Here is a 26,864-nt window from a genome sequence, read left to right as displayed (position 1 = left end):
CGTCGGTGACTCGAACGACGGCACCTCCGTCGGTGACTCCAACGACGGCACCGCCGACATCGACGGACTGCTCGCCGAGATCCGGGACCGGCTGACCGACACCGTCACCACCCGAGCGAGCCTGCAGAGCCTGCTCGAGGCGGTGCTCGTCGTCGGGTCGGGCCTCGAACTCGACTCGATGCTCCAGCGCATCGTCTCCGCGGCCGTGACGCTGCTCGACGCCCGCTACGGCGCGCTGGGCGTGCGGGCTCCCGACGGCGGACTCTCGGAGTTCGTCTACGTGGGGATCACCCCCGAGGCGCGCGGTCGCATGGGCCATCTCCCGGAGGGCCGCGGCCTGCTCGGTCTGCTCATCAACGACCCGAGGCCGGTGCGTATCGCGGACCTGTCCCGGCATCCCGCATCGATCGGATTCCCTCCGGGGCATCCACCGATGAAGAGTTTCCTTGGCACTCCGATCATGGTGCGCGGCAAAGTGTTCGGCAGCATCTACCTCACCGAGAAGGTCGGTTCCCCGGCGTTCACCGAAGAGGACGAGGTGATCCTGAAGGTGCTCGCGACCTCCGCGGGCGTCGCGATCGACAACGCGCGCCTGTTCGAGGGGTCCGTCACCCGCGAACGCTGGCTCGAGGCGATGGCGACGATCAACTCACGGCTGCTGGTGGGAGGTTCGGTCGACGAGACTCTGGAACTGCTGGTCGACCGCGTGCGCGACCTCGCCCACACCGAAGGCAGCTACGTCGTGCTCGTCGACGGCGCCCAGGGCACGGTCCGGGCCGGCGCCGCACCCGGGCCGCCGTCGGCCGGCGCCCGTCTCGACCTCACCGATTCGCCTGTGCTCGAGGCGATCCGGACGCGCCGCACCCTGCTCGCCGACAGTCTCGAGGGCGTTCCGGGCGCGTCGGGCGCCGAAGTCCGCGCCGTCATCCTGCCCTTGTCCGCCACCTCCGGTGCGAGCGGCGCCCTGATCGTGACCCGCGCGGCCCGATCCGACGCGTGGGACGACGAGGACGTCGTCCGGCTCGAATCCATGGCCGACCTCGTCACCGTCGCACTGGAGTTCGCCACGCAGCAACGCAAGAAGCGGTTGCTGGACGTGCTCGCGGACCGCGACCGTATCGCGCAGGATCTGCACGACAACGTGATCCAGCGGTTGTTCGCCACTGGAATGAGTCTGCAGAGCACGCTGGTGCCCGGCACCGACCCCGACCGGGTCACGGATATCGTCCAGCACGCCGTCGAGCAACTCGACCGCACCGTCCGCGAGATCCGCACCACCATCTTCGATCTGCACACCACCGGCGCCGCGGCGTCGACGAGCCTGCGGCGGCGGCTGCTGGACGTGGTCGGCGACCTGACCGCCCAGTCGCCGGTGGCGCCGAACGTCCAGTTCTCCGGGCCGATAGACACTCTGGTTCCCGCCCGCATCCATCCGCACGCCGAAGCGGTGCTGCGGGAAGGACTCAGCAACGCGTTGCGCCACTCGCAGTCGGAGAAGATCTCCGTATCCGTCACAGCGGGAGACGAATTCACGATCGAGATCGTCGACGACGGAATCGGGCTGCCGGACGCCCCGCGCCGCAGCGGCCTCGCCAACCTCGACCGGCGTGCCCAGCAGTGCGGCGGGTGCTGCAACATCGGCCCCGGCGCGACGGGCGGCACGCGCGTGGTGTGGCAGGTGCCGCTCTGACCTCTGCGTCAGACCTCGCGCTGCTTGCGCAACTCGGTGGCGAGCACCGCGGCCTGCGTGCGGCGCTGCATCCCGAGCTTCGCCAGCAGCCGCGAGACGTAGTTCTTGATCGTCTTCTCCGCCAGGAACAACCGCTCGGCGATCTCACGATTGGTCAGGCCTTCGCCGATCAGCTCGAACACCGCCCGTTCCTGGTCGGACAGTTCGGCGAGGGGATCCGCCGTGCGGGACGCGCGGATGCGTTCCATGAGCGCGGCCGTCGCCCGGCTGTCGAGCAGCGAGCCGCCGGCCGCGACGGTCCGGATCGCCGACACCAGGTCGGTACCGAGGATCTGCTTGAGCACGAACCCGGACGCGCCCGCCATGATCGCGTCGAACAGGGCCTCGTCGTCGGCGTAGGAGGTGAGCATGAGAGCGCGCAGCTCCGGCATGCGGGCCCGCAGCTCACGGCACAGTTCCACGCCGTTGCCGTCGGGCAGGCGCACGTCGAGGACCGCGACTTCGGCACCGCTGCCCGGGATGCGGGCCAGCGCCTCGCCGACCGACGCGGCCTCCCCGACGACCGTGAAGTCGGGCACACTGTCGAGCAGGTCGACCAACCCGCGCCGCACGATCTCGTGGTCGTCGACGAGAAATACCCGAGGCATCGTCCCTCACCTTTCCTGGCACCGGTGTTGCGGTGACCATGCTCGCACACCGCCTGCCCCGGGCCGTTCGACGGCAGTTTCGGGACCTTCGGCACATGCGCCCGGCGCAGCCCGCGGGCGATGCTCGGAACGTCGTCCCGATGAGCCGTGCGGGACGACCGACCAGGACGAGGAGGCTGCGATGTCCACGGTGCCCGACACCTGGTCCACGAGCGACACCGAGGTCATCGCGCGTGCCGTGATCGCGGCCCCCTCGATTCACGACACCCAGCCGTGGAATCTGCGACTCCCGGGGCGCACCGCCGAACTGGAGGAGCGGGTCGAGTTCGCAGCGCCCGGTTCGGACCCGCTGCGTCCGGACCGCCTCATCTCGTGCGGGGCCGCCGTCGCCAATCTCGAACTCGGCATCCGCGCGCTCGGCTGGAGCGCCCGGACCCGGTTGCTACCGGAGCCGCAGCGGCCCGAGCTGATCGCGCGGATCGAGGCGGCGGCACCGGCCACGCCGTCGAGCACCGATCTGGGGTACTTCGCCGCGATCTCGCACCGGCGCAGCCACCGCGAGTCGTTCGCCCGGATCCCGGTGCCGGCCACCACCGTCGCCGATGTGATGACCGCCGCAGACATCCCTGGTGTCCGCGTCCGCCTGCTGGCATCGGACGAGGCGCCGGCCCTCGCCGACATGCTCACGTATTCGGCCGAGGCGATGCGCCGCAACCCGCACTACCAGCGCGAGATGTTCCGGTGGACGTCGCACTGGCATCCGGAGGGCAACGCCGAGGTGGTGACCGACTGGGGCGCCGATCTGGACGCCGGCGGAGCGGCCGGGCGGGCACTGATCACCACCGGCGTGCCGGACACCGCCGAGCTCGCGGCGGCCATCGACCGGGAGACCGTGCTGGTCTTCTCGGTGCAGTCCGCCGATCCGATCGACCTGGTGCGGGTGGGCATCGCATCCGAGCGGGCGTGGCTGGCGGCGGTCGATGCCCGGCTGTCCGCCTCCGTGCTCACCTATCCACTCCGCGTGGAGGACTCGGCGGCCCGGCTCGCCGAACGGATGGACCTCGGCGGCCTTCCGCAACTGATCATGCGGATCGGGTTCTGATCAGACCGAACCGGGCGCCGCAGGGGGGCGCCGCGACCCATCAGAGAGGGAAAACATCATTGTGACAAGGGAACTCACGGACCTGCAGCTGCTCCGAGAGCTCGAGCCGATCGCCGAGGACAACGTCCACCGCCACCTGGCGACGGCGAAGGACTGGCATCCGCACGACTACGTTCCGTGGGACGAGGGCCGCAACTTCGCCGCCCTCGGCGGCACCGACTGGGATCCCACCCAGTCCGCGTTGTCCGACACCGCGCAGGCAGCGATGATCACCAACCTGCTCACCGAGGACAACCTGCCCTCCTACCACCGCGAGATCGCCGAGCACTTCAGCCTCGACGGGGCGTGGGGCACGTGGGTGGGGCGCTGGACGGCCGAGGAGAACAAGCACTCCGTCGTCATGCGGGACTACCTCGTGGTCACCCGGGGGGTGGACCCCGTCGCACTCGAGAACGCGCGCATGGCGCACATGACCACCGGGTTCGACCCGGGTTCGACATCGATGCTCGAGTCCGTGTCGTACGTGACCTTCCAGGAACTGGCGACCCGGGTCTCGCATCGCAACACCGGCAAGGCGTGCGGCGACCCGATCGCGGACCGCATGCTCGCCCGCGTCGCCGCGGACGAGAACCTGCACATGATGTTCTACCGCAACATCGTCGACGGCGCCCTCGACATCGCCCCCGACCAGACGCTGGCCGCGATCATGAGCGTGCTGACCCGGTTCCGGATGCCCGGTGCGTCGATGGCCAACTTCCGGCGCAACGCCGTCCTGATCGCCAAGGGCGGCATCTACGACCTGCGCCAGCACCTCGACGACGTGGTGCTCCCGGTGCTCCGCAAGTGGCGGGTGTTCGAGCGCACCGACTTCGGCGGCCGCGGCGAGCAGCTGCGCGAGGACCTCGACGTCTTCCTCGCCGATCTGCGGACGAAGGCCGAGCGGTTCGAGGAGGCCCGGGACCGCGCGCTCGCGCGCCAGGCCCGGCGGAGCGAACACGCAGGGGCGAGCGCATGACCAGCGTGCGCGAGCCCGGGACCGGAAACCCCCTGGCCGGAACCACGGACAGCAAGCTGTTCGGCTCGGTTCTGGACATGGCGCGCGCCGCGAAACGCGGCGACGTGTCCGGTTGGCTGACAGCCAAGAGCAGCACCCACCGCCCGGAGGACGTCGCCTACCTGAGCTCGGTGCTGCTGGGGGTCCTCATCGAGAACGACGCGGTCCGTCGCGGCATCCATCCGGCCGACGTCTGGCGCGAACTGCGTGAGCGTGGCCTCGACGACTTCGGCTGACTCGCGGACCGAGGAGACCACCGTGCGACGATGCCCGGCACCTGGGTGCCGGGCATCGAACGTCCGGGTACGTTCCCGGCGGTCGCGCGCTGCGGTGCTTCCCGCGCGCGTGAGAACGCGCGCGGGAAGCACCCTGCCGCGCAACCACATGCGGCGCAGCCGGAACGGGAAGGCTACTTCTCGCCGTCGGGCCGGACGATCAGCACGGGGCAGTCGGCGGTCTGCATCAGCGCGTTGCTGGTCGACCCGAGCAGCAGGCCCTTGAAACCACCACGACCTCGGGAGCCGACGACGATCAGCTGGGCGCGTTCGGCGTACTCGCTCAGCACCCGCACCGGCCGGTCCCGCGCGACGACGCGTTCGACGACGACGTCCGGGTAGCGCTCCTGGAACCCGGCGAGGTTCTCGGCGAGCACGACCTCCTCGCCCGTCTGGATCCGGCTCCACTGCGGATCCTCGGGCACCGCGCCCAGGGAGGGCTGCACGCTCACGTCGCTCCACACGTTCACCGCGACGAGCGTGGCCTTGCGGGCGGACGCCTCGGCGAACGCCACCTCGACGGCGCGCACCGACGCCTCGGAACCGTCGACACCCACCACGACCGGGCCGTCGGAGGGCGGCGCCCCGTCGAGGGTGCGGCCGCGCACGATCGCGACCGGGCAGTGGGCGTGCGAGGCGAGACCGAGGGTGACGGAGCCGACGAGCAGCCCCTTGACCTCGCCGAGTCCGCGGGAGCCGAGCACGATGGTGTCGGCACGGTGTGAAACCTCGACGAGGGTGGGGACGATCTTGCCCTCGATCTGCTCGGTGGTGATCTCGACCGGGCCCTGCTCGTCGGCGATGCGCTTGGCGAGCACCTCGGCGCTGTCGAGCCGGGCCCGCGCCGTCTCCTTCATCTCCTCGTGGAAGCTCTCCGCGAGGTAGGGCTCGGAGTAGTAGAACGCGGGGATGTGCACGACGGTGACGATGCGCAGCGGCAACGCACGGGCCGCGGCGGCGCGGGTCGCCCAGATCACCGCGGTGGCGGCCGCGTCGGATCCGTCGACCGCGACGACGATCGGTTGGGTATCGGTCATAGGTGTCCCCTTTGTCGGCGGGCCGGCGGCCCGGTTCTCTCGGGCGTCAGTTGCAGATCTCCCGCAGCTGTTCGATCAGTCGGACCCGGCCGGCGGTGTCCTCCGCGATCGGGGTGACGGTGAGGGTGGTGACGCCGGCTTCGGCGAACGCGGCGACCCGCTCCCGGACGTAGCTCTCGGGGCCGATCAGCGAGACGGCCCGCACGAGGTCGTCCGGCACTGCCGCGGCCGCCTCCTCCTTGCGGCCGGCGAGGTACAGATCCTGGATGGTCTCCGCTTCCTTCGCGTAGCCGTAGCGGACGGCGAGATCGTTGTAGAAGTTCTTCCCCTTCGCACCCATGCCGCCGATGTACAACGCCAGGTGCGGGCGCACGAAGTCGAGGAGGAAGTCGACGTTGTCACCGATGGCGAGCGCGGCGCCGACGTAGACCTGCAGGTCGCCCAGCGAGGGATCGCGCTTGGCCTTGCCCCGCGCGAGGGATTCGCCCCAGACGTCGGCGGCCTTCTCCGGATGGAAGAAGATCGGCTCCCAGCCCTCGGCGATCTCGGCGGTCATCTCGACGTTCTTGGGGCCGATCGCGGCGATCAGGACGGGGATGCGTTCCCGCACCGGGTGGTTGATGAGCTTGAGCGGCTTGCCGAGCCCGGTGCCCTTCTCCGGCGGGAGCGGGATCTGGTAGTACTTGCCCTGGTACTGGACCTTCTCCCGGCGCCAGACCTGACGGCAGATGTCGACGAGTTCCCGGGTGCGGCCGAGGGGCGCGTCGTACTTGACGCCGTGGAATCCCTCGATGACCTGCGGGCCGGAGGCACCGATCCCCAGGACGAAGCGGCCGTCGGAGACGTAGTCCAGGCCCGCGGCGGTCATCGCGGTCAGACTCGGCGTGCGGGTGTAGATCTGGAAGATGCCCGAGGCCAGCTCGAGTCGTTCGGTCTTGGCCGCAAGGTAGCCGAGCTGACTGACCGCATCGAACGAGTACGCCTCCGGCACGAAGATGATGTCGAGGCCGGCCCGTTCCAGATCGGCCACCTCCGCCGCAGTCTCGGCGAAGCCGCCGCTGTAGTTCAGTCCCATCCCGATGCGCATCGGCATACCCCGTGATCCGTTGGTGCGTGCCCGGACGGGCACGCTCGTACCGTTTTCCCGGTACCCTACCGCCGGGGCGCGGCACCGATCCTCAGGACTCGTCGGGGCGCACGACCATCACGGGGCAGTGTGCGTCCCGGATCAGCGAGTTGCTGGTGGACCCGAGCAGCATGCCGGTGAATCCGCCACGTCCGCGGCTGCCGACCACCAGCAGTTGCGCCTTCTCGGACCAGGCGAGCAGGTGAGCGCGCGGCCCGTCGACGTACACTTCGCGGCGCACGTTCACGTCGGGGTAGCGATCGTGGAACCCGGCGAGGCGCTCGGCGAGCAGGGCCTGCTCGGATTCCGCGAACGCGTCGGGATCGATCGAGACCTCCACGGCCTCGTCGAACGTGCCGCGCCGCATGTCGCTCCACACGTGGACGGCGACGAGGTCGACGCCCCGCAGACCGGCCTCCTCGAACGCCGCGCGGACGGCCTTCTCGCTGAGCGTGCTGCCGTCGACGCCGACGACGATGGGCCGGGTGTCGGGCAGGGACTCCGGAGCCTCGCCGCGGACGACGACGACGGGGCACCGACCGTGGCTGGCCACGGCGACCGGGGTGGAGCCGAGCAGGGCCTCGCCCACCCGGCCGGTGCCGGAGGAGCCGAGCACGAGCATGCGCGCGTGGGCGGACAGGTCGATGAGCCAGCGGGCGCTGCCGGTGGCGGCGAGACGGGTGGTGATCTCGAGTGCCGGGGCGACGGTGCGGGCGACCTCCTCGGCCCGTTGCAGCAGCGTCTTGCCCTCGTCCTCGATCCATTCGAAGACCTGTGCGGTCTGGATGAACGGCGCCCCGCTGTACCCGCTGGGGGCGAAGTCCAGAGCGTGCACGATGTGCAGCGGGAGTCCGCGGTCGGCGGCGGTCGCAGCGGCCCACCGGACGGCGTCGTCGGAGGCCGGAGAGCCGTCGATCCCGACCACCACGGTGTTCGACCGCACCGACTCGTCGTGCGCGGGCTCGTGGTGCGTCTTGCTGCCGGGGAACTTCACGTCGGTCACCGCTCTCGTCGCAGGGATCGTCCTCGGGGTCGAGGTTAGCCCGCTCCCCCTGAGGCAGGAATGGTCTTTGGTCCTTCTCCGGGAAGTCCGGAGCCACTGGTCCGGCGGGGTGGATGCGGCCACAATCGTGGGGAGAGGAGGCGCATCATGTCCGGTGGACCGATCCGTGTGACGGATGCCGCGGCCCGCAAGGTCCGCGCGGCGGACGTGATGAGCACGCCGGTACTGGCGGTGACGGTGGACGCCACCCTGGAGCGGGCCGGGGAGGTGCTGGCGCGCAACGGTTTCACCACGCTTCCGGTGGTGGACGAGCACGGCAGCCTGTGCGGTCTGATCACCGAGGAGGCCCTGGCGGGAGCGCATCTGGCGCGGCTGTCGGTGTACGCCGATCTGCCCGAGCCGATCGTGAGCGCGATCCGCCGGCCGCTGACGGTGCGGGCGGTCGCGCTGCCGCCCGTCGCCCTCGACGCGGACGCGGAGTTGTTCGACATCGCGCGGGCGATGCTGCAGATGCGGCTGCGGTCCGTGCCGGTGGTGCGCGACGGCCGGCCGATCGGAATCGTCAGCTGGCGCAATATCCTTCCCCTGCTCGAGCGCTGAAGACCGGGAAGCGATCTGCGTCACATTAAATTGTCATCTGGGATGACAATTATCTAGTCTCGAGTCATGCAACTCACCCAGTTCACCGATCTCGGACTGAGAGTTGTCATGTACCTGGCGGCCACCGCGCCAGACAGCTCCCCCAGCACCAGACGCGTTGCCGAGCAACTGGAGTTGTCGTACGCCCACACCACCAAGGTGGTCGCACGACTGAGCGAACTCGGCGTCGTCACGACGCGCCGCGGCCGCGGCGGCGGACTGGCCATCACCGAGCTCGGCCGGTCCGCAACCGTCGGATGGCTCGCCCGGCAACTCGAAGGCGACGACGAGGTCGTCGCCTGCGAGGGCGACAAGCCGTGTCCGCTGCGCGCCGGGTGCAGCCTCCGGGGCGCACTGCGGCGCGCCCAGGAGGCGTTCTACACCACCCTCGACGGCGTCACCGTCGCCGACCTCGCCCGCCCGCCCACCCGCACCGTCCTGCTCGAACTCACCCGCCCCGCCGTCTGACCGCCGGGTTCACAGCCCGTGAACCCGCCCAGCCCGATCGAAACGGAGTCCACGATGCCGCTCTCAGCCGAGTCCAAGGAAGTCGTCCGCGCCACCCTCCCCGCCGTGGGGGCCGCCATCGGCGACATCACCCCCCTGTTCTACAAGAAGATGTTCGCCGCGCACCCCGAACTCGAGCGGAACCTGTTCAACCGCGGCAACCAGAAGCAGGGCGAACAGCAGAAGGCCCTCGCCGGCTCCATCGCCGCGTTCGCGACCCTGCAGCTCGACCCCGATCCCGCCCGGGTCGAGGCCATCCTGTCGCGCATCGCGCACAAGCACGCCTCCCTCGGCATCAAGCCCGACGAGTACTGGATCGTCCACAAGCACCTGTTCGAAGCCATCGTGGAGGTGCTCGGCGAGGCCGTCACCCCCGAGGTCGCCGCGGCCTGGGACGAGCTGTACTGGCTGATGGCCAACACCCTCATCAAGCTCGAGGACGACCTGTACAAGGCCGCGGGCGTCGCACCGGGCGACGTGTGGCGCACCGTCCGGGTCGCCGAGCGCCGGCACCAGTCCGCCGACACCGTCTCGTTCGTCCTGACCTCGCTCGACGGCGCCCCGCTGCCCACTTTCCGCCCGGGCCAGTACCTCTCGGTGGGCGTCGAGCTCCCCGACGGTGCCCGCCAGATCCGCCAGTACAGCCTGACCAATGCGCCGTCGCAGGGGGACTGGCGCATCACCGTCAAGCGGATCCTGGCGACCACCACCCCCGACGGCACCGTCGCGCCGGCCGGTGAAGTGTCGAACTTCCTGTACGACAACGTCTTCGAGGGCGACGACCTGCAGGTCACCACCCCGTTCGGCGACCTGGTGCTGCCCGACGACGGCGCTCCGCTGCTGCTGGCCTCCGCCGGCATCGGCTGCACCCCGATGATCGGCATGCTCGCGCATCTCGCGGAAACCGGTGACGGACGCAAGGTTTCGGTGCTGCACGCTGACCGCTCCGTCGCCAACCACGCCCACCGGCAGGAGCTCGCGACCCTCGTCGAGCGCATCCCGTCCGCCGAGGTGCACCGCTGGTACGAGGATCTCGGCGCCCGCGAACCGCTCGAGACCGTGCGCGTGGGCCGGGCCGACGTGTCCGACCTGCCGCTCGACCCGAACACCAAGGCGTACCTGTGCGGTCCGCTGCCGTTCATGCTCTCGCTGCGCGAGGCCCTGATCGAGCGCAACGTGCCCGCCGAGAACATCCACTACGAGGTGTTCGGCCCGGACAGCTGGGCGCCCACCGCCTGAGTCCCGTCCGACCGTGCCCCGGCCCCGCAGCCGGGGCACGGTCGTCTCCACGATCCGGCGCTAGGCTCGCTCGCATGGACGACGTCGCGGTCCCCGCCCGTGCGGACACGCCCCGCGGTCCCGCCCGGATCGGACTGCTCGTACTGCTCCTCGTCGCGCTCGCGGCCACGCTGCGGACCCCGGTGGAGCCCGCACCGGCCGACACCGCGCCCACCGAGTTCAGCGCCGCCCGCGCGACGGCGCACGTCGAAGCGGTGTCCTCGCAGCCGCGCCCGCCCGGCTCGGCCGGCCACGCCGCGGCGCGGGACTACCTGGTCGGTGTCCTCGACGGGCTCGGCTGGTCCGTCCGCGTCGACGACGGTGTCGGCTGGTCGGCGACCGCCGTGCAGGGCACCCAGCGCGGCGGCCGGGTCGCCAACGTGGTCGCCACCCTGCCGGGCACCGACCCCACCGGTTCCGTCGTGCTCGCCGCGCACTACGACACGGTCGCAGGTTCCCCAGGCGCGGGCGACGACGGAATAGGGATCGCCACGGTGCTCGAGGCGGCCCGGGCCCTGTCCGCCGCCCCCCGTCCCCGGAACGACGTGACGGTGCTCGTCACCGACGGCGAGGAACGCGGCCTGCTCGGCGCCGAGGAGTACGCGAGGCGGCAACCGGCCGGCGCGCGGCCGACTGTGGTGCTCAACCACGAGGCCCGCGGGAACGGCGGCGTCCCCGTCACCTTCCGGATCTCCTCCCCCAACGCGGGTCTCGTGGATGTGCTGGCCGACGTGCCCGGCACGACCGCGGACTCGTTCACCCAGACGGCGTTCGAGTTGCTGCCCAACGACACCGACTTCCGTCGCCTCACCGAGGCCGGCCTGCACGCCGCGGACACCGCGGTCGCCGGTGGCGGCGCCTACTATCACAGCCCCCTCGACACCGCGGACCGGCTCGACACCGCGTCGCTGCAACACATGGGCGAGACGACCCTCGCTGCGGCGCAGCGATTCTCGTCCATCGACCTGGCGGAACTCGGTTCCGGCGGCGACGACGTCGTCGTCACCCTGCCCTGGGGACCGGTGCACTACCCCTGCTGGCTCGAGATCGCGCTGACCGCGCTGCTCGCCGCCGCCACCGGGGTTCTCGTGGCCCGGCGGATCCGGGACGGCACCGCCTCGGCGGGCCGTCTCGCGGCATCGGGCGTGATCTCGATCGCCGTGGCGGCCGCGGCGGCGGGTGCGGCGTTCGTCCCGTGGTGGCTCGCGCTGCGGATCGCCCCAGGGCAGGCCTCGGCGGTCCTGCGGGAACCGTACCGGCCGGTGCCGTATCAGGTCGCCGCGGTGGCCGCGGCCGTCGCCGTCCTGCTCGCGGCGTACCCGGCGGTGCGCCGCCGCGTCGGCCCTGCCGCGTTCGCGACGGGTGCGCTGCTCGCCGTCACGGTCACCGCCGTGGCCGCACTGCCCTTCCTGGGAGTCGCGACCGTCCTGGTCCTGCCGGCGCTACCGGCCGCGCTCGCCGCGCTCGTCGTGGACCGGCTGCCCGCCGACCGGCGCGGGTGGTGGGTGCCCGTGACGGTGGCCGGGACCGTGCCGGCGGTCGTGGTGCTCGTGCCCGGCGCGGTAGCCTCGTTCGACGCCGGCCTGCTCACCGGAGCGCCGCTCGCGGGGGTGTTCGTCGCGGTGCTGTTCGCGCTGGCGCTGCCGCTCGTCGACACCGCCGGCGGCCCGTCGCAGCTGCGGTTCGCCGCGATCGCCGCCGCGGCGCTCGTGGTGGTGGCCGCGCCGGTCGGGGGCTGGGTCAACCGCGACGGCGCCACCCCGCCCCGGCAGGAACAGCTGCTCTACGCACTGAACGCCGACACCGGCGGCGCCGTGTGGGCCTCGCCGCGCGCCCCCGCGTCGGACTGGAGCCGCGCTCTGCTGACCGAGGCGCCGGCCACCCTGCCGGACGCGTTCCCGTGGCGCAGCGAGACCAGGTTCGCGCACGGCCCGGCACCGGCCGCGCCGCTGCCCGCGCCCGGGCTCGACGTCGTCGCGGACGTCACCGACGGCGACGAGCGGACGCTGACGCTGCGGCTGACGTCACCGCGCGGGGCGTCGACGGTCGGGCTGTGGGTGGACGAGACGACCGCGGAGGTGCGGGAGGCCACGGTGGCCGGCCGGAACGCCGCACCGGCCGCGCCGTTCGGGTTCCTGTTCTCCGGGACCCCGGCCGAGGGCATCGAGGTGCGGCTGACCGTCGTTCCACGCGCCGGTGCGACCGTGCTGCACGTCGCCGACGTCACCGACGAGCTGACCGTGGTCCCGGGATACCACGCGCCGGACGACCGGGCCGTGGTCACCCCGGCAGTCGCGGTGACCCGCACGGTCCGCTTGTGATCACACCGCGCCGAGCGGCCACTCGTGAACGGGCTTGCCACTGAGCATGTTCCGGATGTAGTCGCGCATCATTCCGTGGAGGGCGGTGCGCCGGTCGGCGCCGGCGTCCTCCCGTTCGACGACCTGCGCGCGCTGCCACGCCGCACCGGTCTGCCGGTTCAGGCAGCGGCCCTCGATGATGCCCAGGTACCTGTCCCGCGCCTGCTGCGACAGACCGAAGGCGGTCAGCCCCGCGTCCGCCATCGGCAACAGCCGGCGCAGCACGAGTTCGTCGGCCCCGACCCACCCCAGTCCGGGCCAGTACAGTCGTGCGTCGAGACCGTACTTGGCCCCGATCCCGAGGTTCTCGCGCGCGGCATCGAAGCTCATGAACCGGCACAGCGGCACATCGGCGTCGACGAGGGCCCGCAGCGCCCCGTAGTAGAACGCGGCGTTGGCCATGATGTCGAGCACCGTCGGGCCCGCCGGCAACACCCGGTTCTCGAGCCGCAGGTGCGGGTGGTCGTCGGCGACGTCGTAGACGGGCCGGTTCCAGCGGTAGATGGTGCCGTTGTGCATCTGCAGTTCGCGCAGCGCCGGAGTCCGTCCGGCGTCGAGCTCAGTGAGCGGGTCGACCTCGGAGACCTCGGGAAGCAGTGCCGGAAAGTACCGCGAGTTCTCCTCGAACAGGTCGGTCACCGAGTCGATCCAGCGCTCGCCGAACCACACCCGCGGACGCACCCCCTGGTTCTTCAGCTCCTGGGTGCGGGTGTCGGTGGCCTGCGCGAACAGCGGGATCCGGCTCTCGTGCCACAGCGCCTTGCCCGCGAGGAACGGTGAGTTGGCGGCGAGCGCCACCTGCACCCCCGCCAGGCACTGGGCGGCGTTCCAGTGCTCGGCGAAGTCTTCCGGGGCCACCCGCAGATGCAGTTGCAGCGACGTGCACGCCGCCTCCGGCACGACCGAGTTGGCATCGGCCCGCAGCTGTTCGGCGGCGCCGTCACGGCTTGGGAGAGGCACGCCGTCGAGATCGAGTTCGATGTCCTCCCCGCGCGCGGCGAAGATCTGCTCGTTGAGGGCCTCGTAACGCGGATTGGCGGTGATGCGCTCCCGGTCGAGGTGGGCGAGCTCGAGCGTCGGCAGCATGCCGATCATGACGAGCTGGGCGTCCTGCCGGTGCATCCGGGTGTCGGCGCGGCGCAGCGACTCGCGCAGGGAGTTCTCGATGTCGAGGACGGAGTCACCGGCGAACGGCCCGGGGTCGACGTTCATCTCGACGTTGAACTGGCCGAGCTCGGTCTGGAACACGGCGTGATCGTCGATCGCCTGCAGCACCTCGAGGTTGCACATGGCCGGTTCCATGTCGTCCTGGACGAGGTTGAACTCGATCTCCATGCCCAGGAGCGGCTCCGGACGTTCGCGCGCATCGGTGAAGGCGCCTTCGCGCAGCATCCGATCGAGGGCGGCCAGACAGGCCTGCACCTTGGTGCGGAACTCGCGCCGGTCGGCGCGGGTGAAGGAGCGAGCCTTGATCTGCGTGCCCATGGAGCTGTGTCCCTCTCCCCCGCTAGGTGATGATTCGTCAGCCTAGCGGCCGAGCGACCACGGGTGGGGGCGAGCGTCAGACGGCGCGGTAGCTGCTCCAGTCGGCGACGACGCCGCGGGTGCTGAGCCAGGCGTTGGGGTCGGTCTTGCCCCCGGCCTGATCCCACACCTCGAAGTGCAGGTGCGGGCCGGTGGACCAGCCCCGGTTGCCGACGGTGGCGATCTGCTGGCCGGCGGTGACCCGCTGGCCGGCGCTGACCTGGTAGGTGTCCACGTGGCCGTAGACGGCGGTGGTGCCGTCGTCGTTGAGGATGCGCACCCACTGGCCGTAGCCGGAGGCGGCGCCGGCGTCGACGACGGTGCCGTCGGCGGCGGACTTGATGGGGGTGCCGATCGGGGCGGCGATGTCGATGCCGCCGTGGTGGCTGCCCCAGCGGGGACCGAACTCCGAGGTGAGCGTGCCCGAGACGGGCTGCACCGTGGCGGGCTTGGCCGGGTTGAGGTTGTTCAGCCAGCCCTGGCCTGCGGCGAACTGGTCGACCAGGGTGCCGAGCTCCGGCGGCAGGGCGGGAGCGGCGGCGTGCTCGTGGCCGTGCTCGTCGGCGGGGGCGGGCGCGCCGGGCAGCTGCGGAAGCTCGAAGCCCTCGGGCAGCAGTCCCTGGGGCACCTCGAACGGCAGGGTGCCGGTCTGGGCGGGGGCGGGTGCGGCACTGGCCGTGCCGGCGGTGAGCTGCGCGCCGACGGCGAAGAAGGCGCCGGTGGCGGCGGCCACGGTGGCGGCCTTCACGGGTGCGGACGGGCCGGTGGGCTCGACGCGGTGCCGGCCGCGGCCGGAGGACGCACCGGGCAGGTCCATCTCGAAGGTGGTCGCCTCGTCGCCTGCCCGCTGGTGCCGTCCCACAGTTGCTACCTCATCCGTCGTCCGTTGCGCGCCGGGTGTGCCCCGGCCGTTTCTGGCGACTCAAAGTAACAAAACGATATAGGGCAGCGCCAGCGTTACGTTTCGGACACCGTCGCCCTGGGTAGGACGGTCGACGCCGCGGTACCGTCGGCGACCGTCGCGCGTTTCCGGCCTCGCGAACAGCGGAAACCCGCCCTCCCGTTCGCCCGGGACGGCGCGCACGCCGACCGGACCCGGACGCGGCGTCGCGCGCCCGGACCACGGCGGCGGACGAGTCCGGTTATGTGATTGTGATCACAGCGGTGCGCCTGTCGAGTCAGCCGACATACGCGAGGGGCGCGTCGGGGACATAGTCGACGCACGAGAGCAACGGCGTGGGCGAGGGGCTGAGATAGCCGGTGTCGAATGCCTGGATGCGCTGCTCGACGGTGCCGTGGGTGCGCTCCGGCCCCTTGTCCTCACCGACCGCGGCGAACGCCCGTCCCAGGGACGCCAGGTCGGCCTGCTCGATCGTGACGCCGAGGTCGCGCTCGGAGTACGCGACGAAGGCGCCCGAGCCACAGTCGGCCTGGTTCTCGTACGGGATGGCGCTGTTGGGTTCTGCCGGATCGGGCTGCGGCAGCGCCAGCATCGTCTGGAAGTGATGCGTCACCTCATGGCTCAGCACCGCAGCGACGGCGATCTCCCCGTAGCCGTTCACCAGTTCCGCCGCCGCCTTCTCGCCGATGTAGAGGCTGCGGTCGGCCGCGCAGTACATCAGCGAGTTCTCGTCGTAGGCGCAGCCGGGCGCCGCCTCCCCCGACGTCCCCGCAGCCACCGCGTAGTAGGCGGTCGGATGCGGCATGTCCGTGTAGGTGGCATCGATCCACGACTCGATCGAGGGAAGGAAGCACTGCACATACGGTCCCATCATCTCGGTCGTGTACCGCCCGGTGCTCTCGGCAGAGAACGGGCACTCCGCCGTGGGTGAAAGCTGTTGCAGTGCAGCCTCGTCCTCGGCGGCGGCCGGAGCGACGGCACCGAGGGCGGGCACCGCGGCGGCAACGGCCACGGCGGCGAGACGGATCGTGCGCGAAACGGAACGAGGCATGAGCACTCCCGGGTGACGAGGATTCGGCTTGCGGATCCACCCTCCGGCGTGCGGGGGCCTCGTTCCAGGACTCTTCGGGCTGCACCCGTCACCCCGAGGGGGACGTTTCCCACCCCCTGGAGCACTGGCCGCACCTCCGCCGGGATGCCGCCCCGCTGCCGCCAGGATGCGCCCGACCGCCGCCGGATGCGCCCGACCGAATGTCACATGGGTTCGATTGGATCGACGGCATGTGACATTCGGTCAGGCGGAGCGGCCGGATGCGACCACTGCGCCGCTGGTCTGCGACCGTTGCACACCGGCACCACGATCCCGGCTACACTCACACCGCGCATCGAATCGAACCGGTTCACCGCGCGCCGCCCTCGTAGCTCAGGGGATAGAGCACGGCTCTCCTAAAGCCGGTGTCGCAGGTTCGAATCCTGCCGGGGGCACACGAGAACACCGGCCGAGTTCTGCTGTCGGCGCTCGCTCAGTCGACCTTCGCTTCGGAGGCGACGTCGAGCCGCAGGTACGACCGGACGCCGAACAGGCGGTGCATCCTTCTCGATGCCGGTGACAGATGCGGTTCCGCTTCGGCCGCGGGCACGATCACCGGAGCGACGACGTCGTAGCGCTCGCCGTCCTGCTCGAGGATGCAGCCTCCACCGGCCAGGACGTTGCGGCACCAGTCGACGTCGGTGCCGTAGGGCAGATGGATGAAGAACGACTGTCCGGCTCGTTCCGCCCATACCGGGGTGACGTATGCCTTCCCGGAGCTGCGACCCACGTGGTGCACCGCGGTGACCGTCGCCCCTCCCCTCTTCAGGATCACCGGGTTGAGGACGAACTTGTTGTACCGGCGCACGGCATCCAGGGCAGGCTTCCAGCGCGAGCGCCACACTGCGACACGTACCACGGTGAAGACCGTGTCGACCACGAGCACCGTGCCGTCGTACACCCGTTCCGCCACTCGCCGGAGCACGGCCCGGTCGGTCACAGCCCTGCCCTCGTCGTTCATGGGGAATCTCGGCCCGGCGCACTGCGTGGCGCCGAGCGGCGGTCGGTGTCCGGTCCGTCCGCGGAGTTCGCCCACCGGAGGAACCTCGCTGCGAGGTCGGCACGGAGTTCCGCGAGGAGATCGCCGTCCCGAGCGGGGTCCAGTTGCTCGACAGTGTCCAGGTACGCCCGTACCGTCACGGATTCGTCGCCGCGAAGGCTTGCGGTCGGCGACGGAGCCCTCGGGTAGTCCTCGATCGCGAGATGCCGCCCGGTTTCCGATCGTTCCCGGGTCTTCTCCACGAGCGGGTAGGTCATTGCTCCCCCCTCTCGGCCGACTCGACTCCACGGTAGATCGAAGAGCAGGCCGGGGAGGCGGTTTCCTGCCGCAGAGCGGATCGCTGCCTGCTCATTCGGATGACTCGTATGCCGCCTGTTCCGCTGCCACGGCCTCGGCGACGTACGCTTCGGCGGCGGCGCTGTCCACCTCGAGACCGCCGAGAACCCCGCCGCCGTTCTCGTGGTCGAGCAGGGCGAGGAGGATGTGCTCGGTGCCGATGTAGTTGTGCCCGAGCCGCAGCGCCTGCCGGAAGGTCAGTTCCAGTACTTTCCGGGCGCGCGCGTCGTAGGGGATCAGGTCGGGCACGTCCCCGGCGGCCGGCGGCAGCGCCTCCCCCACGGCACGACGGACCGCATCCGGCGACACGTGCTGTGCGAGGAGCGCACGCATCGCGAGGGCACCGGGCTCGCTCAGCAGACCGAGTACGAGGTGCTCCGGGACGATCTCGGCATTACCGGCCGCCCGAGCCTCGTTCTGTGCCGCCATGACGACGTTCCGGGCACTTTCGGTGAATCGGCTGAAGCCCTGCTCAGGATCGAGATCTGCGGAACCCTTTGCTACGAAACGCTTCTGGGCTGCCTGCTTCGAAACACCCATACTGCGGCCGATGTCGGTCCAGGACGCGCCGGAGCGACGGGCCTGGTCGACGAAGTGGCCGATCAGGTGGTCGGCGACCTCTCCGAGATGCTCGGCGGCGAGGACCGCGTCGGCCAGTTGTTCCAGGGCGTCGGAGTGGACCTTCTTGATGGCATCGATGAGGTCGTCCAGCCGCACGGGATTGCTCATGGGGATCGGATTCGTCATGCGTCAACCTTAGGTTGACGCATAAGTATCGTCAACGTTCGGTTGACGATGATTCCAGTGTGGCTCGTGCGCGCGCCGACTCCGGGTACCGTCGTCGCATGGACTCCGATGTCCGCACCGGCTCCGATCGCCGCCCGCGGCGCGAGCCCCTCATCGCGCCCAGCCTGGCCTCCGGCGATCTGGCGCGCCTCGCGGACGAGGCACGGATCGTGACCGGTGGATCCGACCGCGGAGCCGACTGGCTGCACGTCGACGTGATGGACGGACACTTCGTCCCCAACATCACCTTCGGGCTGCCGGTCGTGCGATCCCTCGCCCGGCACACGTCGCTGCCACTCGACTGTCACCTGATGATCGAGGATCCCGACCGATGGGCAGTCGACTACGCGGAGGCCGGCGCGTACAACGTCTCCGTGCACGTCGAGGCGACGGGCGACCCGATCGCTCTCGCCGGCCGGATACGAGCCGCCGGCGCCCGCGCCGGTCTCGCGTTCGCACCACACATCCCGCTCGAACCGCACCTCGGCACGCTCGCGCACTTCGACACGCTCCTGGTGATGAGCGTGCCGCCGGGCTTCAACGGTCAGCGGTTCATTCCCGAGATGCTCCACAAGGTGCGCGTGGCGCGACGCCTGGTCGATGCAGGAGAACTCGACGTGCTCATCGAGGTCGACGGTGGAGTGAACCTCGGCACCATCGGGGCTGCCGCGGCGGCCGGTGCCGACTGCTTCGTGGCCGGCACCGCCGTCTACGGCACGAACGACCCGGCGCGCGCGGTACGCCTCCTGCGCGCGAAGGCCCGGGCGGCATACGAAGGCGGGTGACACACGCGGGCGCCGAGAGAGATCTCGGCGCCCGTCTCGACGTGGCTCAGCTGCCCAGTGCGTCGATCGCCGCCTGCAGCCGCCGCGCGGCCTCGTCGGCGACCGGCTGCAACTCGGGATCCTCGGCCACCTGCACCATCAACTGGGGATTCATGGCTTCGACATGCACCGTGCCGGAGTCCTCCGGATCACGCCGGACGACGACGTTGCACGGCAGCAGCAGCCCGATCTGCCGGTTGGCGGACACGGCCTGGTGTGCGAGCGGCGGGTTGCACGCCCCGAGAATGACGTACGGCTCCATGTCGACGTCGATCTTGGTCTTCAGGGTGGCCTGCATGTCGATCTCGGTGAGCACCCCGAAGCCCTGCTCCTTCAGCGCCTCACGAGTGCGCTCGACGACGTCGTCGAGCGGGGCGCGCAGCGTGGTGGCGAGGGCGAGTGTCATAACGCTCCTTCGTGATTCGCTGATGTCAGGCGAGTGCGAGGAAGAGCTTCTCGAGTTCCTCCTCGGTCAGCTTGTCGACGCAGGTGTCGTCCTGCTCGTCGAGGACGCACTGCCGCAACCGGGTGGCGACGATCTTGAAGCCGGCCCGATCCAGGGCACGCGAGACGGCTGCGAGCTGGGTGACCACCTCGCGGCACTCGCGCCCGTTCTCGATCATGGAGATGACCCCGGCAAGCTGGCCCTGAGCACGGCGCAGCCGGTTGAGGACCTGGGTGGTGGATTCTGCGGCATTCACGGTGTTAACTGTCATGGTCGGCCCCTTCATACTGAAGATGAACCCATCATACCCCGCGGGGTATTCCCCTGCCCATCGTCCGACTCGGTGCCGCTTCCCGGCTCACGGGCCGCTCGATCCGGCGTCGCCGTCAGCGGCGACCGCTCCTGACCATCCGTTCCCCGGACCGGCACTCGGCGGCGGACCGCACGTCGACGAGGACCGCCCCGGCGGCGAGCAGCTCGCGTGCGCGACGGACGTCGACCGTCTCGGGCAGGCTCATCGGGTGCCGCCCTGCTCGACCGGGTGACCGGCCTGCAACCAGCCCTTGGTGCCGCCGGCAACCGAGACCGCAGGCCGTCCGGACGCGGACACGATGTCCGCGCCGCGCAGGCTGCGGTTACCGGAGGCGCAGACGACGTAGACGAGGTCGGTTCCCGGGATCTCGGCGAGGCGGGACCCGAGTTCGCCGAGCGGAATCCACTGGGCGCCGGGCACGTGTGCCTGCTCGTACTCGTAGTCCTCGCGCACGTCGACCACGGTCGCGCCGGACTTCCACGCGTCGGCGAATGCGGCGATGTCGATTTCCCTCATTGTCCACTCCTCGGCCCACATCAGGCGGGCATCGTGCCGTCGTTCGAGGTTCATACCCCGCGGGGTACTACATACCCTAGGGGGTATACGGAGATCTGTCCACCGTCCCGCTCGGGCGACGGTCGCTCAGGTCCGGCGCGGCCGCCGTTCCGGTAGCGTCCGAGACGATCCCCGACCCGACGCACCTGTGAGGAATCGCCGATGAGCGAGGGACCCGTGACGCCGCAGCCCGGCGCGGGCCGTGCCCGTCAGAACGTCATCTACCGGGCCGGGGTGCTCGGGCGCACTCCCCCGGTGCCGACCGACTTCGCGGGGCTGGAACGTCTGGCGCGACGGAAGACGAGCCGCCGTGGTTGGGCCTACATCGCCGGGGGCGCCGGTGAGGGCGCGACGATGCGCGCCAACCGGGAGGCGTTCGACCGCTGGAAGATCGTCCCCCGCGTCCTGCGCGACGTGTCTCACCGCGACCTGAGCGTCGAGCTGTTCGGCCGCACCCTGCCCGCCCCGGTCCTGCTGGCGCCGGTCGGCGCCGCCGAACTCGCGCACCCCGACGCCGACGTCGCGATCGGCGGCGCGGCGGCCGAACTCGGTGTGCCCTACATCCTCTCCAACCAGGGCTGCGCCCCGATGGAGGCCACCGCGGCGGCGATGGGGGAAGCTCCGCGCTGGTTCCAGTTGTACTGGAGCAGCGACGACGACCTCGTCGACAGCCTGCTCGCCCGCGCGAAGGCGATCGGCGCGGACGCCGTGGTCGTCACCTTGGACACCACCCTGTTGGGCTGGCGGCCTCAGGATCTCAACCTCGGTTCCCTGCCGTTCGCCCGCGGCGAGGGGATCGCCCAGTACACCTCGGACCCGACGTTCGTGCGCATCGTCCGCGAGCGCATCGCGGCCGCCACCGGCGCCCGTCCCGAGGTGGAGGTGACCCTCGGCGCGATCAGGTCACTGCTCTCGATGAGCCGGCGCTACCCCGGCCGCCTCCTCGACAACCTCCGCTCCCCCGAACCCCGGGCCGCGGTCGAGACGTTCCTCGACATCTACTCCCGACCCTCCCTGACGTGGACGGAGATCGAGTCGCTGCGCGAGCGCACCGATCTCCCCGTGCTGCTCAAAGGCATCCTCCACCCGGACGACGCCCGCCGCGCCCTCGACGCCGGGGTCGACGGCATCATCGTCTCCAACCACGGCGGCCGCCAGGTCGACGGCGCGATCGCCGCACTCGATGCCCTGGTCGGCATCGCACCCGTCGTCGAAGGCCGGGTGCCGGTACTGCTCGACAGCGGAATCCGCACCGGATCGGACGTGTTCAAGGCGCTCGCACTCGGCGCCGACGCGGTCACCGTCGGCCGCCCGCACGTGTACGGGCTGGCCGTCGGCGGCCGGGACGGAGCCCGCGACGCCGTCGCGAACATCATTGCCGAGTTCGATCTGACGCTCGGGCTCAGCGGCCTGACGTCCGTGAAGGAGATCACCGCGGACGCGGTGACCCGCACGTGACCGGTGCCCACCGGATGCCGATCTTCGACGCCCACTTCCACATCGTCGATCCCCGCTTCCCGGTGACCCCGAACCAGGGGTACGTGCCCCCGGCTTTCACGGTCGCCGACTATCGCGAGCGGGTCCGCGGGCTCGGCGTCACCGGGGGCGCCGTCGTGTCCGGCTCCTTCCACGGCTTCGACCAGAGTTGTCTGCTGGACGCCCTCTCGCTGCTCGGACCCGGCTTCGTGGGGGTCACGCAGCTGCCGGCGACCGTGACCGACGACGAGATCACGCGGCTGAACGACGCCGGGGTGCGAGGCATCCGGTTCAACATCCGCCGCGGCGGTTCGGAATCCGTCGACCACCTCGGCACGCTCGCCCGCCGAGTGCACGACGTCGCCGGCTGGCACACCGAGTTGTACGTCGATGCGCGTGCACTGCCCGAACTCACCGGGACGATCGCCGCCCTCCCGGCGGTGAGCATCGACCACCTGGGCCTGTCCGCCGCCGGACTGCCGCACCTGGCGACCCTGGTCGACCGAGGGGTCCGGGTCAAGGCGACCGGTTTCGGCCGAGTCGACTTCGACGTCGCCCCCGTGCTGCGCGCGGTGGCCGACCGGAACCCGCATGCCTTGATGTTCGGCACCGATCTGCCGTCCACCCGGGCCCCGCGGCCGTTCCTCGACGCGGACGTCGAGATCGTCACCGACGCCCTGGGCCCGGAACTCGCCGCGCGGGTACTGCACGACAACGCCGCGCAGTTCTACCGCGTGCGTTGACATCCCCGGCAACCAAGATCCGCGAAACGTCGTATGCGCCGCCGTTCGCGATCTACACTCGGGGGCGTCATTCGGTGCGCGGGGCGCGCCGCCGGCGGGGCGCGGCGGTCGGCACCCGGACGTGACATTCCGATCCCAGGAGCATCAGCATGAGCGCCGCCCGAACCACCCGAGCAATCCTCGCCACCGCCGCGCCGATCGCGGCGGCCGTCCTGTTCGCCGGCAGCGCCGGCGCCGCACCGCCCCAATCCCTCGGCACGGCACTGACCTTCGGATGCCTGAACCAGGGCAGCCTGGCCTCGATCACGGCGGTCACCGCGCAGGCCGGGCCGGAGGCGAGTCCCGGGATCCCACCCGGTCACGTACTGTTCTCCACCGCACCGGGACTGGGCCCCATTCCTGCCGCCGGGCAGGTGTCGGTCGCCTGGCTCAACCAGAGCACCGGCCAGGCGGGGATCGTCGACCTCGAGGGGACGTACCCGAACCTGGCGAAGGTGGTGAACACCGGGCCGGGCAACGTGCTCACCACCGTATTCGGTTCGGTGAACCTGAGCAGCGGCCCCATCTGCAACTCGACACCGGCCGTGGGGACGGTGACCGTCGGCTGACCGCGCCGGGATTCAGCGCGGGCTGTACATGATCAGCGCCACACCGAGCAGGCACACCAGCGCCCCGGCCACATCCCAGCGGTCGGGGCGGAAGCCGTCGACGATCATCCCCCACCCGAGCGATCCGGCGACGAACACTCCGCCGTAGGCGGCCAGGATGCGGCCGAAGTTCGCGTCCGGCTGCAGCGTTGCCACCATCCCGTACGCGCCGAGGGCAATCACCCCGGCGCCTACCCAGATCCAGCCGCGCTGCTCCCGGATTCCCTGCCACACGAGCCAGGCGCCGCCGATCTCGAACAGCGCTGCCACGGCGAACAGGGCTAGGGACTTCGCGATACTCACGGGAAGCACCCTACGGCGTTGCACGGCTCCGGTGCGGATCGTCCGCACCGGAGCCGGCCCGGAACATGGTCAGGTTCGGCTCATCGCGCGCGGGCGCGGAACCAGCCGGGGCACGCGGGCACTGTAGTCGCGGTACCGGTCGCCGAACGTCTCGGTCAGATCGTGTTCCTCGAACCGCAGTGCGACGAGGATGTATCCGGTGGTGACCGCGGCGAACAGCAGGTGCCCCACGCTCATCGTCGGCGCCACCCAGAACGCGATCAGGAAGCCCAGATACAGCGGATGTCGCACCACCCGGTACAGCATCGGAGTGCGGAACTCGGTTTCGGCGGGCGGCTTCCCGGCGAAGTTCCGCAGCACCTGGCGCAGGCCGAACAGGTCGAAGTGGTCGATCGCGAAGGTCGATGCGAGCACGAGACCCCATCCGGCGAACGACACCGCGTACAGGACCACGCGCACCGGGGTCGCGTCCACGTCCCAGATCTCCTGCGGCAGCGGACGCCACTGCCACATCACCAGTGCGAGGGCGGCGGTGGCGAACAGCACGAACGTCGAGCGCTCGATCGGTTGCGGGACGATGCGGGTCCACCGGCGCTTGAACCACGGCCGGGCCATCACCGAATGCTGAACGGCGAACACGGACAACAGGGCAAGGTTCACCATCACGGCCACGACGACGGGCGTCTGCGGCCCCTCGTCGATGGTGCGGGGTACCACGAGACCTTCGACCCACCCGATCGAGTACAGGAACACCGCGAAGAACACGGCGTAGGCGACCGCGCCGTACGCGGTCATCAGGGTACGGCCGAGGCGGCCCCTGTCGGTCGTCTGCAACATCGTGAACATTCCTCCTCCGGGCGCGCCGCCCGTGCCACAGTCGGCGGATGTGCCGTGTGACCACGGTGCGCCGGTGCGGCGGAGGACGACAGGCACCCCGGGGTGAGGTTTCCGTACCCCCGGCGGTCGTCCACCACCCGGACTTGCTCGCATCTTCGGAATCTGCCCACGCCGTGGCCTGCGCGGATTCCGAAGATGCGAGCGAGTTCTTCCCGGTGCGGGTGTGCAGGAGCCTGCGCGCGAGACGCTCTGCCGCGCAGCGTGTCCGGGCGGCGTGCCGCAGGTCCGACCGTCGCGGCCGGCTACCAGTATCGGTGCCGCTCTCCGTCGGTGTCGGCGACGAAGACGATCGCGTCGGCACCGTCCAGGTCGGCCGGGCCCAGCGGGATGTGGCCGGGCACGATCGGTGCGCCCGGGACGATCGACGGGTCGAGCGCGGCGCGCAGAGCCGGCGCCGGGAACAGGGCGCGCCGGGTCGTCGCCTCGGCCAGCACCCGCTGGAGGGTGCCCGGGTCGCTGTGCGGGCCGGCGTCGGTTGCCACGAAGACGTACCGCTCGCCGAGGACGAGTCCGACGTGCGCGCCGGCGCTTCCCCAGTGTGCCTCGTCCTCGCCGGCCTGCATGCGGGACTGCGCGCGCTGCAGGTGCACGTTGTGCGCGAACACCAGGACGGGTCCGCGTTGCTGCTCCTGCGCGACGATCGCGAGCAGGTTCTCGGCCATCATCTCGGCGCGCACGCCGAGCAGGTCGGCGATGCGATCGGGGCCGGGATGGGTCATGGCCGCGTGATAGCGCAGCAGGCCCTGCGCGGTGCGCGCGTGCGCGACGGCCCGGTCGTAACCGGTCGGGTCGGCGGGACGCAGGGCCGGTGCCGCGCGACGCAGGGCGCCGGCGACGTCGTCGGCGACGATGCGCAGGGCCCGGGCACGATCGGAGTCTCCGATGGACGCGGCCGGGTCGAACATGGCCGCCTGGTCGGTCCAGTCCGCGTCCTCGCCGAGGAGTGCGTCGAGATCGTGGACCGATCGGGGTCGCAGCGCCGCGGGCAGGTAGTCCCCGGCCCGGACCAGGGCGTGTCGCGGGCTCGGTGCACCGGAGTACTCCACCGGCGCATCGAACCCGTGGAAGCGAACCCGATCCTGCGGCGCACACCCGGCATTGTGCGTGCGGAGCCAGTCGACGAGTTCCCGGTTACCCGGCACGGCGCCGAACCCGTGGCTGAACCCGGTCGCGAGCACCGTGTCGATCTCTCCTGGCGCCCCGGCCACGTAGTCGTCGACCACGGACGCGGCGAAGAAGTCGGTCTCCAGGACGATCGACCGGAACCCCCGTCCGACGAGGTGACCGAGGAGTTCGTTACGCAGCAGCGGAAACGCCTCGATCCCGTGGGTCGGCTCGCCGAGAGCCAGCAGGACCGGCGGCTCGCTCCGCGCGGCGAGCAGCTCGTCGAGGGCATGGTCCACGCCGCCCGGGTCGTCGAGCGGACGGGCGATCTCGCGTAGTGAGGCGGTAGATGACATGACACTCCTCTCGCGGAAGGAACTGCCCTCGACGATATCGTTGAAGAATCGAGTGAAACTTCTGCGACCTCGACCTGCGATCCGCAGGTCGAACCTTCAATCGGAGGTGCACGGTGCGACCTGTCGACCTGGCCCGGGAACATGGGTTGTCTGCGCAGGCGATCCGCAACTACGACGCTGCGGGAATCCTCCCACCGGCCGAGCGCAGCGAGTCCGGCTATCGGCGCTACACGTCCTTCCATGCACAGGCACTGCGGACCTTCCTCGCGTTGCGCAGCGGCCACGGGCACCGGCAGGCGACGGAGATCATGCACGCGACCAATCGCGGCGACACCGAATCCGCCTACCGGCTCATCGACGCCGCGCACGTCGCGCTGCTCGCCGAACGCGACACCCGCCTCGAGGTGGCGACCGCTCTGGACGCCCTGGCCACCGCGACGTCGACCCCCGTGCGCGGTCGACCGCTGACGGTGGGTGAGCTCGCACGCCGACTCGGCATGCACCCGGCCACGTTGCGCACCTGGGAAACCCAGGGCATTCTGCGGCCCGACCGCGACCGGGCCACGGGCTACCGCGAATACGGGCCGGATTGCGTGCGCGATGCCGAGATCGCACGGCAACTGCGCCGGGGCGGCTGTCCGCTGGCCCAGGTCGCCCGATTCGTCGACTCGCTGCGCACGGCAGGCGGTACCGACGCGTCGACGGCTTTCCTCGACTCCTGGCAGGATCGGCTGACCGAGCGCAGCCGCGCCCTCCTCGCCGGTGCGGCCCAGCTCGACACCTACCTCACGATGCTCGAGCGGGCACGGCAGACGTAGCCGACGACCCGGCGCGGCCAGGGTCCGG

Annotated in this window: 29 protein-coding genes and 1 tRNA gene; 14 read left to right on the top strand and 16 right to left on the bottom strand. The window is 70.8% G+C overall.

Annotation, left to right across the window (positions count from 1 at the left end; all coding sequences use genetic code 11):
• The first annotated feature begins 58 nt into the window (after positions 1–58).
• Positions 59–1,690, top strand: coding sequence for a GAF domain-containing protein (locus ACM26Y_RS06015; protein WP_416063621.1), 1,632 nt, complete (start codon positions 59–61; stop codon positions 1,688–1,690).
• An 8-nt stretch (positions 1,691–1,698) separates the two neighbouring features.
• On the opposite strand, the gene ACM26Y_RS06010 is transcribed toward ACM26Y_RS06015, so the two are convergent.
• A complete protein-coding gene (locus ACM26Y_RS06010; RefSeq protein ID WP_003937734.1) occupies positions 1,699–2,337 on the bottom strand; it encodes a response regulator in 639 nt (212 codons plus the stop codon).
• Between the two features lie 181 nt (positions 2,338–2,518).
• Between ACM26Y_RS06010 and ACM26Y_RS06005 the strand changes: the two genes are divergently transcribed.
• The 3 genes from ACM26Y_RS06005 (at position 2,519) to ACM26Y_RS05995 (ending at position 4,729) form a co-directional block, all read left to right on the top strand.
• Entirely contained in the window at positions 2,519–3,439 is a 921-nt protein-coding gene (locus ACM26Y_RS06005; protein WP_416062907.1) for a hypothetical protein, read from the top strand.
• A gap of 61 nt (positions 3,440–3,500) precedes the next feature.
• The gene (locus tag ACM26Y_RS06000) at positions 3,501–4,454 is read left to right on the top strand and encodes an acyl-ACP desaturase (protein ID WP_416062906.1); all 954 of its coding nucleotides are present in this window, start codon (positions 3,501–3,503) and stop codon (positions 4,452–4,454) included.
• Positions 4,451–4,729, top strand: a complete 279-nt coding sequence (locus tag ACM26Y_RS05995; RefSeq protein ID WP_054373056.1) for a hypothetical protein — start codon at positions 4,451–4,453, stop codon at positions 4,727–4,729. Before ACM26Y_RS06000 ends, ACM26Y_RS05995 begins: the two co-directional genes overlap by 4 nt.
• Before the next feature lie 173 nt (positions 4,730–4,902).
• Here ACM26Y_RS05995 and ACM26Y_RS05990 read toward each other — a convergent pair whose 3' ends face one another.
• The 3 genes from ACM26Y_RS05990 to ACM26Y_RS05980 all read right to left on the bottom strand — a co-directional run bounded on the left by ACM26Y_RS05990 (position 4,903) and on the right by ACM26Y_RS05980 (position 7,934).
• Positions 4,903–5,805 (bottom strand): universal stress protein, encoded by a 903-nt coding sequence (locus ACM26Y_RS05990; RefSeq protein WP_054373055.1) that lies wholly within the window; start codon positions 5,803–5,805, stop codon positions 4,903–4,905.
• 46 nt (positions 5,806–5,851) lie between these two features.
• Positions 5,852–6,892 carry an LLM class F420-dependent oxidoreductase gene (locus ACM26Y_RS05985; RefSeq protein WP_054373078.1) on the bottom strand — a complete coding sequence of 347 codons (1,041 nt, stop codon included), beginning with the start codon at positions 6,890–6,892 and terminating at the stop codon, positions 5,852–5,854.
• Between the two features lie 91 nt (positions 6,893–6,983).
• Positions 6,984–7,934 (bottom strand): universal stress protein, encoded by a 951-nt coding sequence (locus tag ACM26Y_RS05980; RefSeq protein ID WP_371382850.1) that lies wholly within the window; start codon positions 7,932–7,934, stop codon positions 6,984–6,986.
• Between the two features lie 147 nt (positions 7,935–8,081).
• Here ACM26Y_RS05980 and ACM26Y_RS05975 point away from each other — a divergent pair, with 147 nt between their 5' ends.
• From ACM26Y_RS05975 to ACM26Y_RS05960, 4 genes are all read left to right on the top strand, one after another.
• The gene (locus tag ACM26Y_RS05975; protein ID WP_003937727.1) at positions 8,082–8,534 is read left to right on the top strand and encodes an HPP family protein; all 453 of its coding nucleotides are present in this window, start codon (positions 8,082–8,084) and stop codon (positions 8,532–8,534) included.
• A gap of 66 nt (positions 8,535–8,600) precedes the next feature.
• Entirely contained in the window at positions 8,601–9,041 is a 441-nt protein-coding gene (locus tag ACM26Y_RS05970) for an RrF2 family transcriptional regulator (protein WP_054373054.1), read from the top strand.
• A 54-nt stretch (positions 9,042–9,095) separates the two neighbouring features.
• A complete protein-coding gene (locus ACM26Y_RS05965) occupies positions 9,096–10,319 on the top strand; it encodes a globin domain-containing protein (RefSeq protein ID WP_289377740.1) in 1,224 nt (407 codons plus the stop codon).
• Positions 10,320–10,393: 74 nt separating this feature from the next.
• Positions 10,394–12,679, top strand: coding sequence for a M28 family peptidase (locus tag ACM26Y_RS05960; RefSeq protein ID WP_416062905.1), 2,286 nt, complete (start codon positions 10,394–10,396; stop codon positions 12,677–12,679).
• Here ACM26Y_RS05960 and ACM26Y_RS05955 read toward each other — a convergent pair whose 3' ends face one another.
• The 3 genes from ACM26Y_RS05955 to ACM26Y_RS05945 form a co-directional block, all read right to left on the bottom strand.
• The gene (locus tag ACM26Y_RS05955; RefSeq protein WP_416062904.1) at positions 12,680–14,203 is read right to left on the bottom strand and encodes a glutamate-cysteine ligase family protein; all 1,524 of its coding nucleotides are present in this window, start codon (positions 14,201–14,203) and stop codon (positions 12,680–12,682) included.
• Positions 14,204–14,279: 76 nt separating this feature from the next.
• The gene (locus tag ACM26Y_RS05950; protein WP_003936320.1) at positions 14,280–15,104 is read right to left on the bottom strand and encodes a M23 family metallopeptidase; all 825 of its coding nucleotides are present in this window, start codon (positions 15,102–15,104) and stop codon (positions 14,280–14,282) included.
• 316 nt (positions 15,105–15,420) lie between these two features.
• On the bottom strand, positions 15,421–16,194 hold the full coding sequence (locus ACM26Y_RS05945) for a neutral zinc metallopeptidase (protein WP_416062903.1): 774 nt from the start codon (positions 16,192–16,194) through the stop codon (positions 15,421–15,423).
• Positions 16,195–16,555: 361 nt separating this feature from the next.
• On the opposite strand from ACM26Y_RS05945, the gene ACM26Y_RS05940 reads away from it, so the two are divergent.
• Positions 16,556–16,628 (top strand) — tRNA-Arg (locus ACM26Y_RS05940).
• Between the two features lie 38 nt (positions 16,629–16,666).
• On the opposite strand, the gene ACM26Y_RS05935 is transcribed toward ACM26Y_RS05940, so the two are convergent.
• Together ACM26Y_RS05935 and ACM26Y_RS05930 are read right to left on the bottom strand one after the other, a co-directional pair.
• Positions 16,667–17,173 (bottom strand): nitroreductase family deazaflavin-dependent oxidoreductase, encoded by a 507-nt coding sequence (locus ACM26Y_RS05935; RefSeq protein WP_416062902.1) that lies wholly within the window; start codon positions 17,171–17,173, stop codon positions 16,667–16,669.
• Between the two features lie 408 nt (positions 17,174–17,581).
• Positions 17,582–18,316, bottom strand: coding sequence for a Clp protease N-terminal domain-containing protein (locus tag ACM26Y_RS05930; RefSeq protein WP_054373046.1), 735 nt, complete (start codon positions 18,314–18,316; stop codon positions 17,582–17,584).
• Between the two features lie 98 nt (positions 18,317–18,414).
• On the opposite strand from ACM26Y_RS05930, the gene rpe reads away from it, so the two are divergent.
• A complete protein-coding gene (gene rpe / locus ACM26Y_RS05925) occupies positions 18,415–19,140 on the top strand; it encodes a ribulose-phosphate 3-epimerase (protein ID WP_416062901.1) in 726 nt (241 codons plus the stop codon).
• Between the two features lie 46 nt (positions 19,141–19,186).
• Here rpe and ACM26Y_RS05920 read toward each other — a convergent pair whose 3' ends face one another.
• The 4 genes from ACM26Y_RS05920 to ACM26Y_RS05905 all read right to left on the bottom strand — a co-directional run bounded on the left by ACM26Y_RS05920 (position 19,187) and on the right by ACM26Y_RS05905 (position 20,453).
• Complete coding sequence (locus ACM26Y_RS05920; RefSeq protein WP_003936326.1) at positions 19,187–19,585, bottom strand: DUF302 domain-containing protein; 399 nt, start codon at positions 19,583–19,585, stop codon at positions 19,187–19,189.
• Between the two features lie 25 nt (positions 19,586–19,610).
• Positions 19,611–19,895 carry a metal-sensitive transcriptional regulator gene (locus ACM26Y_RS05915; protein ID WP_037201469.1) on the bottom strand — a complete coding sequence of 95 codons (285 nt, stop codon included), beginning with the start codon at positions 19,893–19,895 and terminating at the stop codon, positions 19,611–19,613.
• Between the two features lie 115 nt (positions 19,896–20,010).
• On the bottom strand, positions 20,011–20,142 hold the full coding sequence (locus ACM26Y_RS05910) for a hypothetical protein (protein ID WP_416062900.1): 132 nt from the start codon (positions 20,140–20,142) through the stop codon (positions 20,011–20,013).
• A complete protein-coding gene (locus tag ACM26Y_RS05905; RefSeq protein ID WP_040782204.1) occupies positions 20,139–20,453 on the bottom strand; it encodes a rhodanese-like domain-containing protein in 315 nt (104 codons plus the stop codon). The genes ACM26Y_RS05910 and ACM26Y_RS05905 overlap by 4 nt, the downstream gene beginning before the upstream one ends.
• 201 nt (positions 20,454–20,654) lie before the next feature.
• Here ACM26Y_RS05905 and ACM26Y_RS05900 point away from each other — a divergent pair, with 201 nt between their 5' ends.
• The 3 genes from ACM26Y_RS05900 (at position 20,655) to ACM26Y_RS05890 (ending at position 23,319) form a co-directional block, all read left to right on the top strand.
• Complete coding sequence (locus ACM26Y_RS05900; RefSeq protein ID WP_416062899.1) at positions 20,655–21,950, top strand: lactate 2-monooxygenase; 1,296 nt, start codon at positions 20,655–20,657, stop codon at positions 21,948–21,950.
• The gene (locus ACM26Y_RS05895; protein WP_003936331.1) at positions 21,947–22,711 is read left to right on the top strand and encodes an amidohydrolase family protein; all 765 of its coding nucleotides are present in this window, start codon (positions 21,947–21,949) and stop codon (positions 22,709–22,711) included. Before ACM26Y_RS05900 ends, ACM26Y_RS05895 begins: the two co-directional genes overlap by 4 nt.
• A 149-nt stretch (positions 22,712–22,860) precedes the next feature.
• Complete coding sequence (locus ACM26Y_RS05890) at positions 22,861–23,319, top strand: hypothetical protein (RefSeq protein ID WP_003936332.1); 459 nt, start codon at positions 22,861–22,863, stop codon at positions 23,317–23,319.
• 12 nt (positions 23,320–23,331) lie between these two features.
• Here ACM26Y_RS05890 and ACM26Y_RS05885 read toward each other — a convergent pair whose 3' ends face one another.
• The 3 genes from ACM26Y_RS05885 to ACM26Y_RS05875 all read right to left on the bottom strand — a co-directional run bounded on the left by ACM26Y_RS05885 (position 23,332) and on the right by ACM26Y_RS05875 (position 26,018).
• Entirely contained in the window at positions 23,332–23,661 is a 330-nt protein-coding gene (locus tag ACM26Y_RS05885; protein WP_040782206.1) for a YnfA family protein, read from the bottom strand.
• A gap of 69 nt (positions 23,662–23,730) precedes the next feature.
• On the bottom strand, positions 23,731–24,498 hold the full coding sequence (gene mddA, locus ACM26Y_RS05880; RefSeq protein ID WP_289377686.1) for a methanethiol S-methyltransferase: 768 nt from the start codon (positions 24,496–24,498) through the stop codon (positions 23,731–23,733).
• A gap of 302 nt (positions 24,499–24,800) precedes the next feature.
• Positions 24,801–26,018 (bottom strand): erythromycin esterase family protein, encoded by a 1,218-nt coding sequence (locus ACM26Y_RS05875; protein WP_416062898.1) that lies wholly within the window; start codon positions 26,016–26,018, stop codon positions 24,801–24,803.
• A gap of 113 nt (positions 26,019–26,131) precedes the next feature.
• On the opposite strand from ACM26Y_RS05875, the gene ACM26Y_RS05870 reads away from it, so the two are divergent.
• The gene (locus tag ACM26Y_RS05870; RefSeq protein ID WP_040274313.1) at positions 26,132–26,836 is read left to right on the top strand and encodes a MerR family transcriptional regulator; all 705 of its coding nucleotides are present in this window, start codon (positions 26,132–26,134) and stop codon (positions 26,834–26,836) included.
• The last annotated feature ends 28 nt before the right edge of the window (positions 26,837–26,864 follow it).

Source organism: Rhodococcus indonesiensis (genome assembly GCF_047782815.1).
Lineage (GTDB): Bacteria > Actinomycetota > Actinomycetes > Mycobacteriales > Mycobacteriaceae > Rhodococcus > Rhodococcus indonesiensis.
This window is presented reverse-complemented; position numbering and strand designations above follow the sequence as displayed.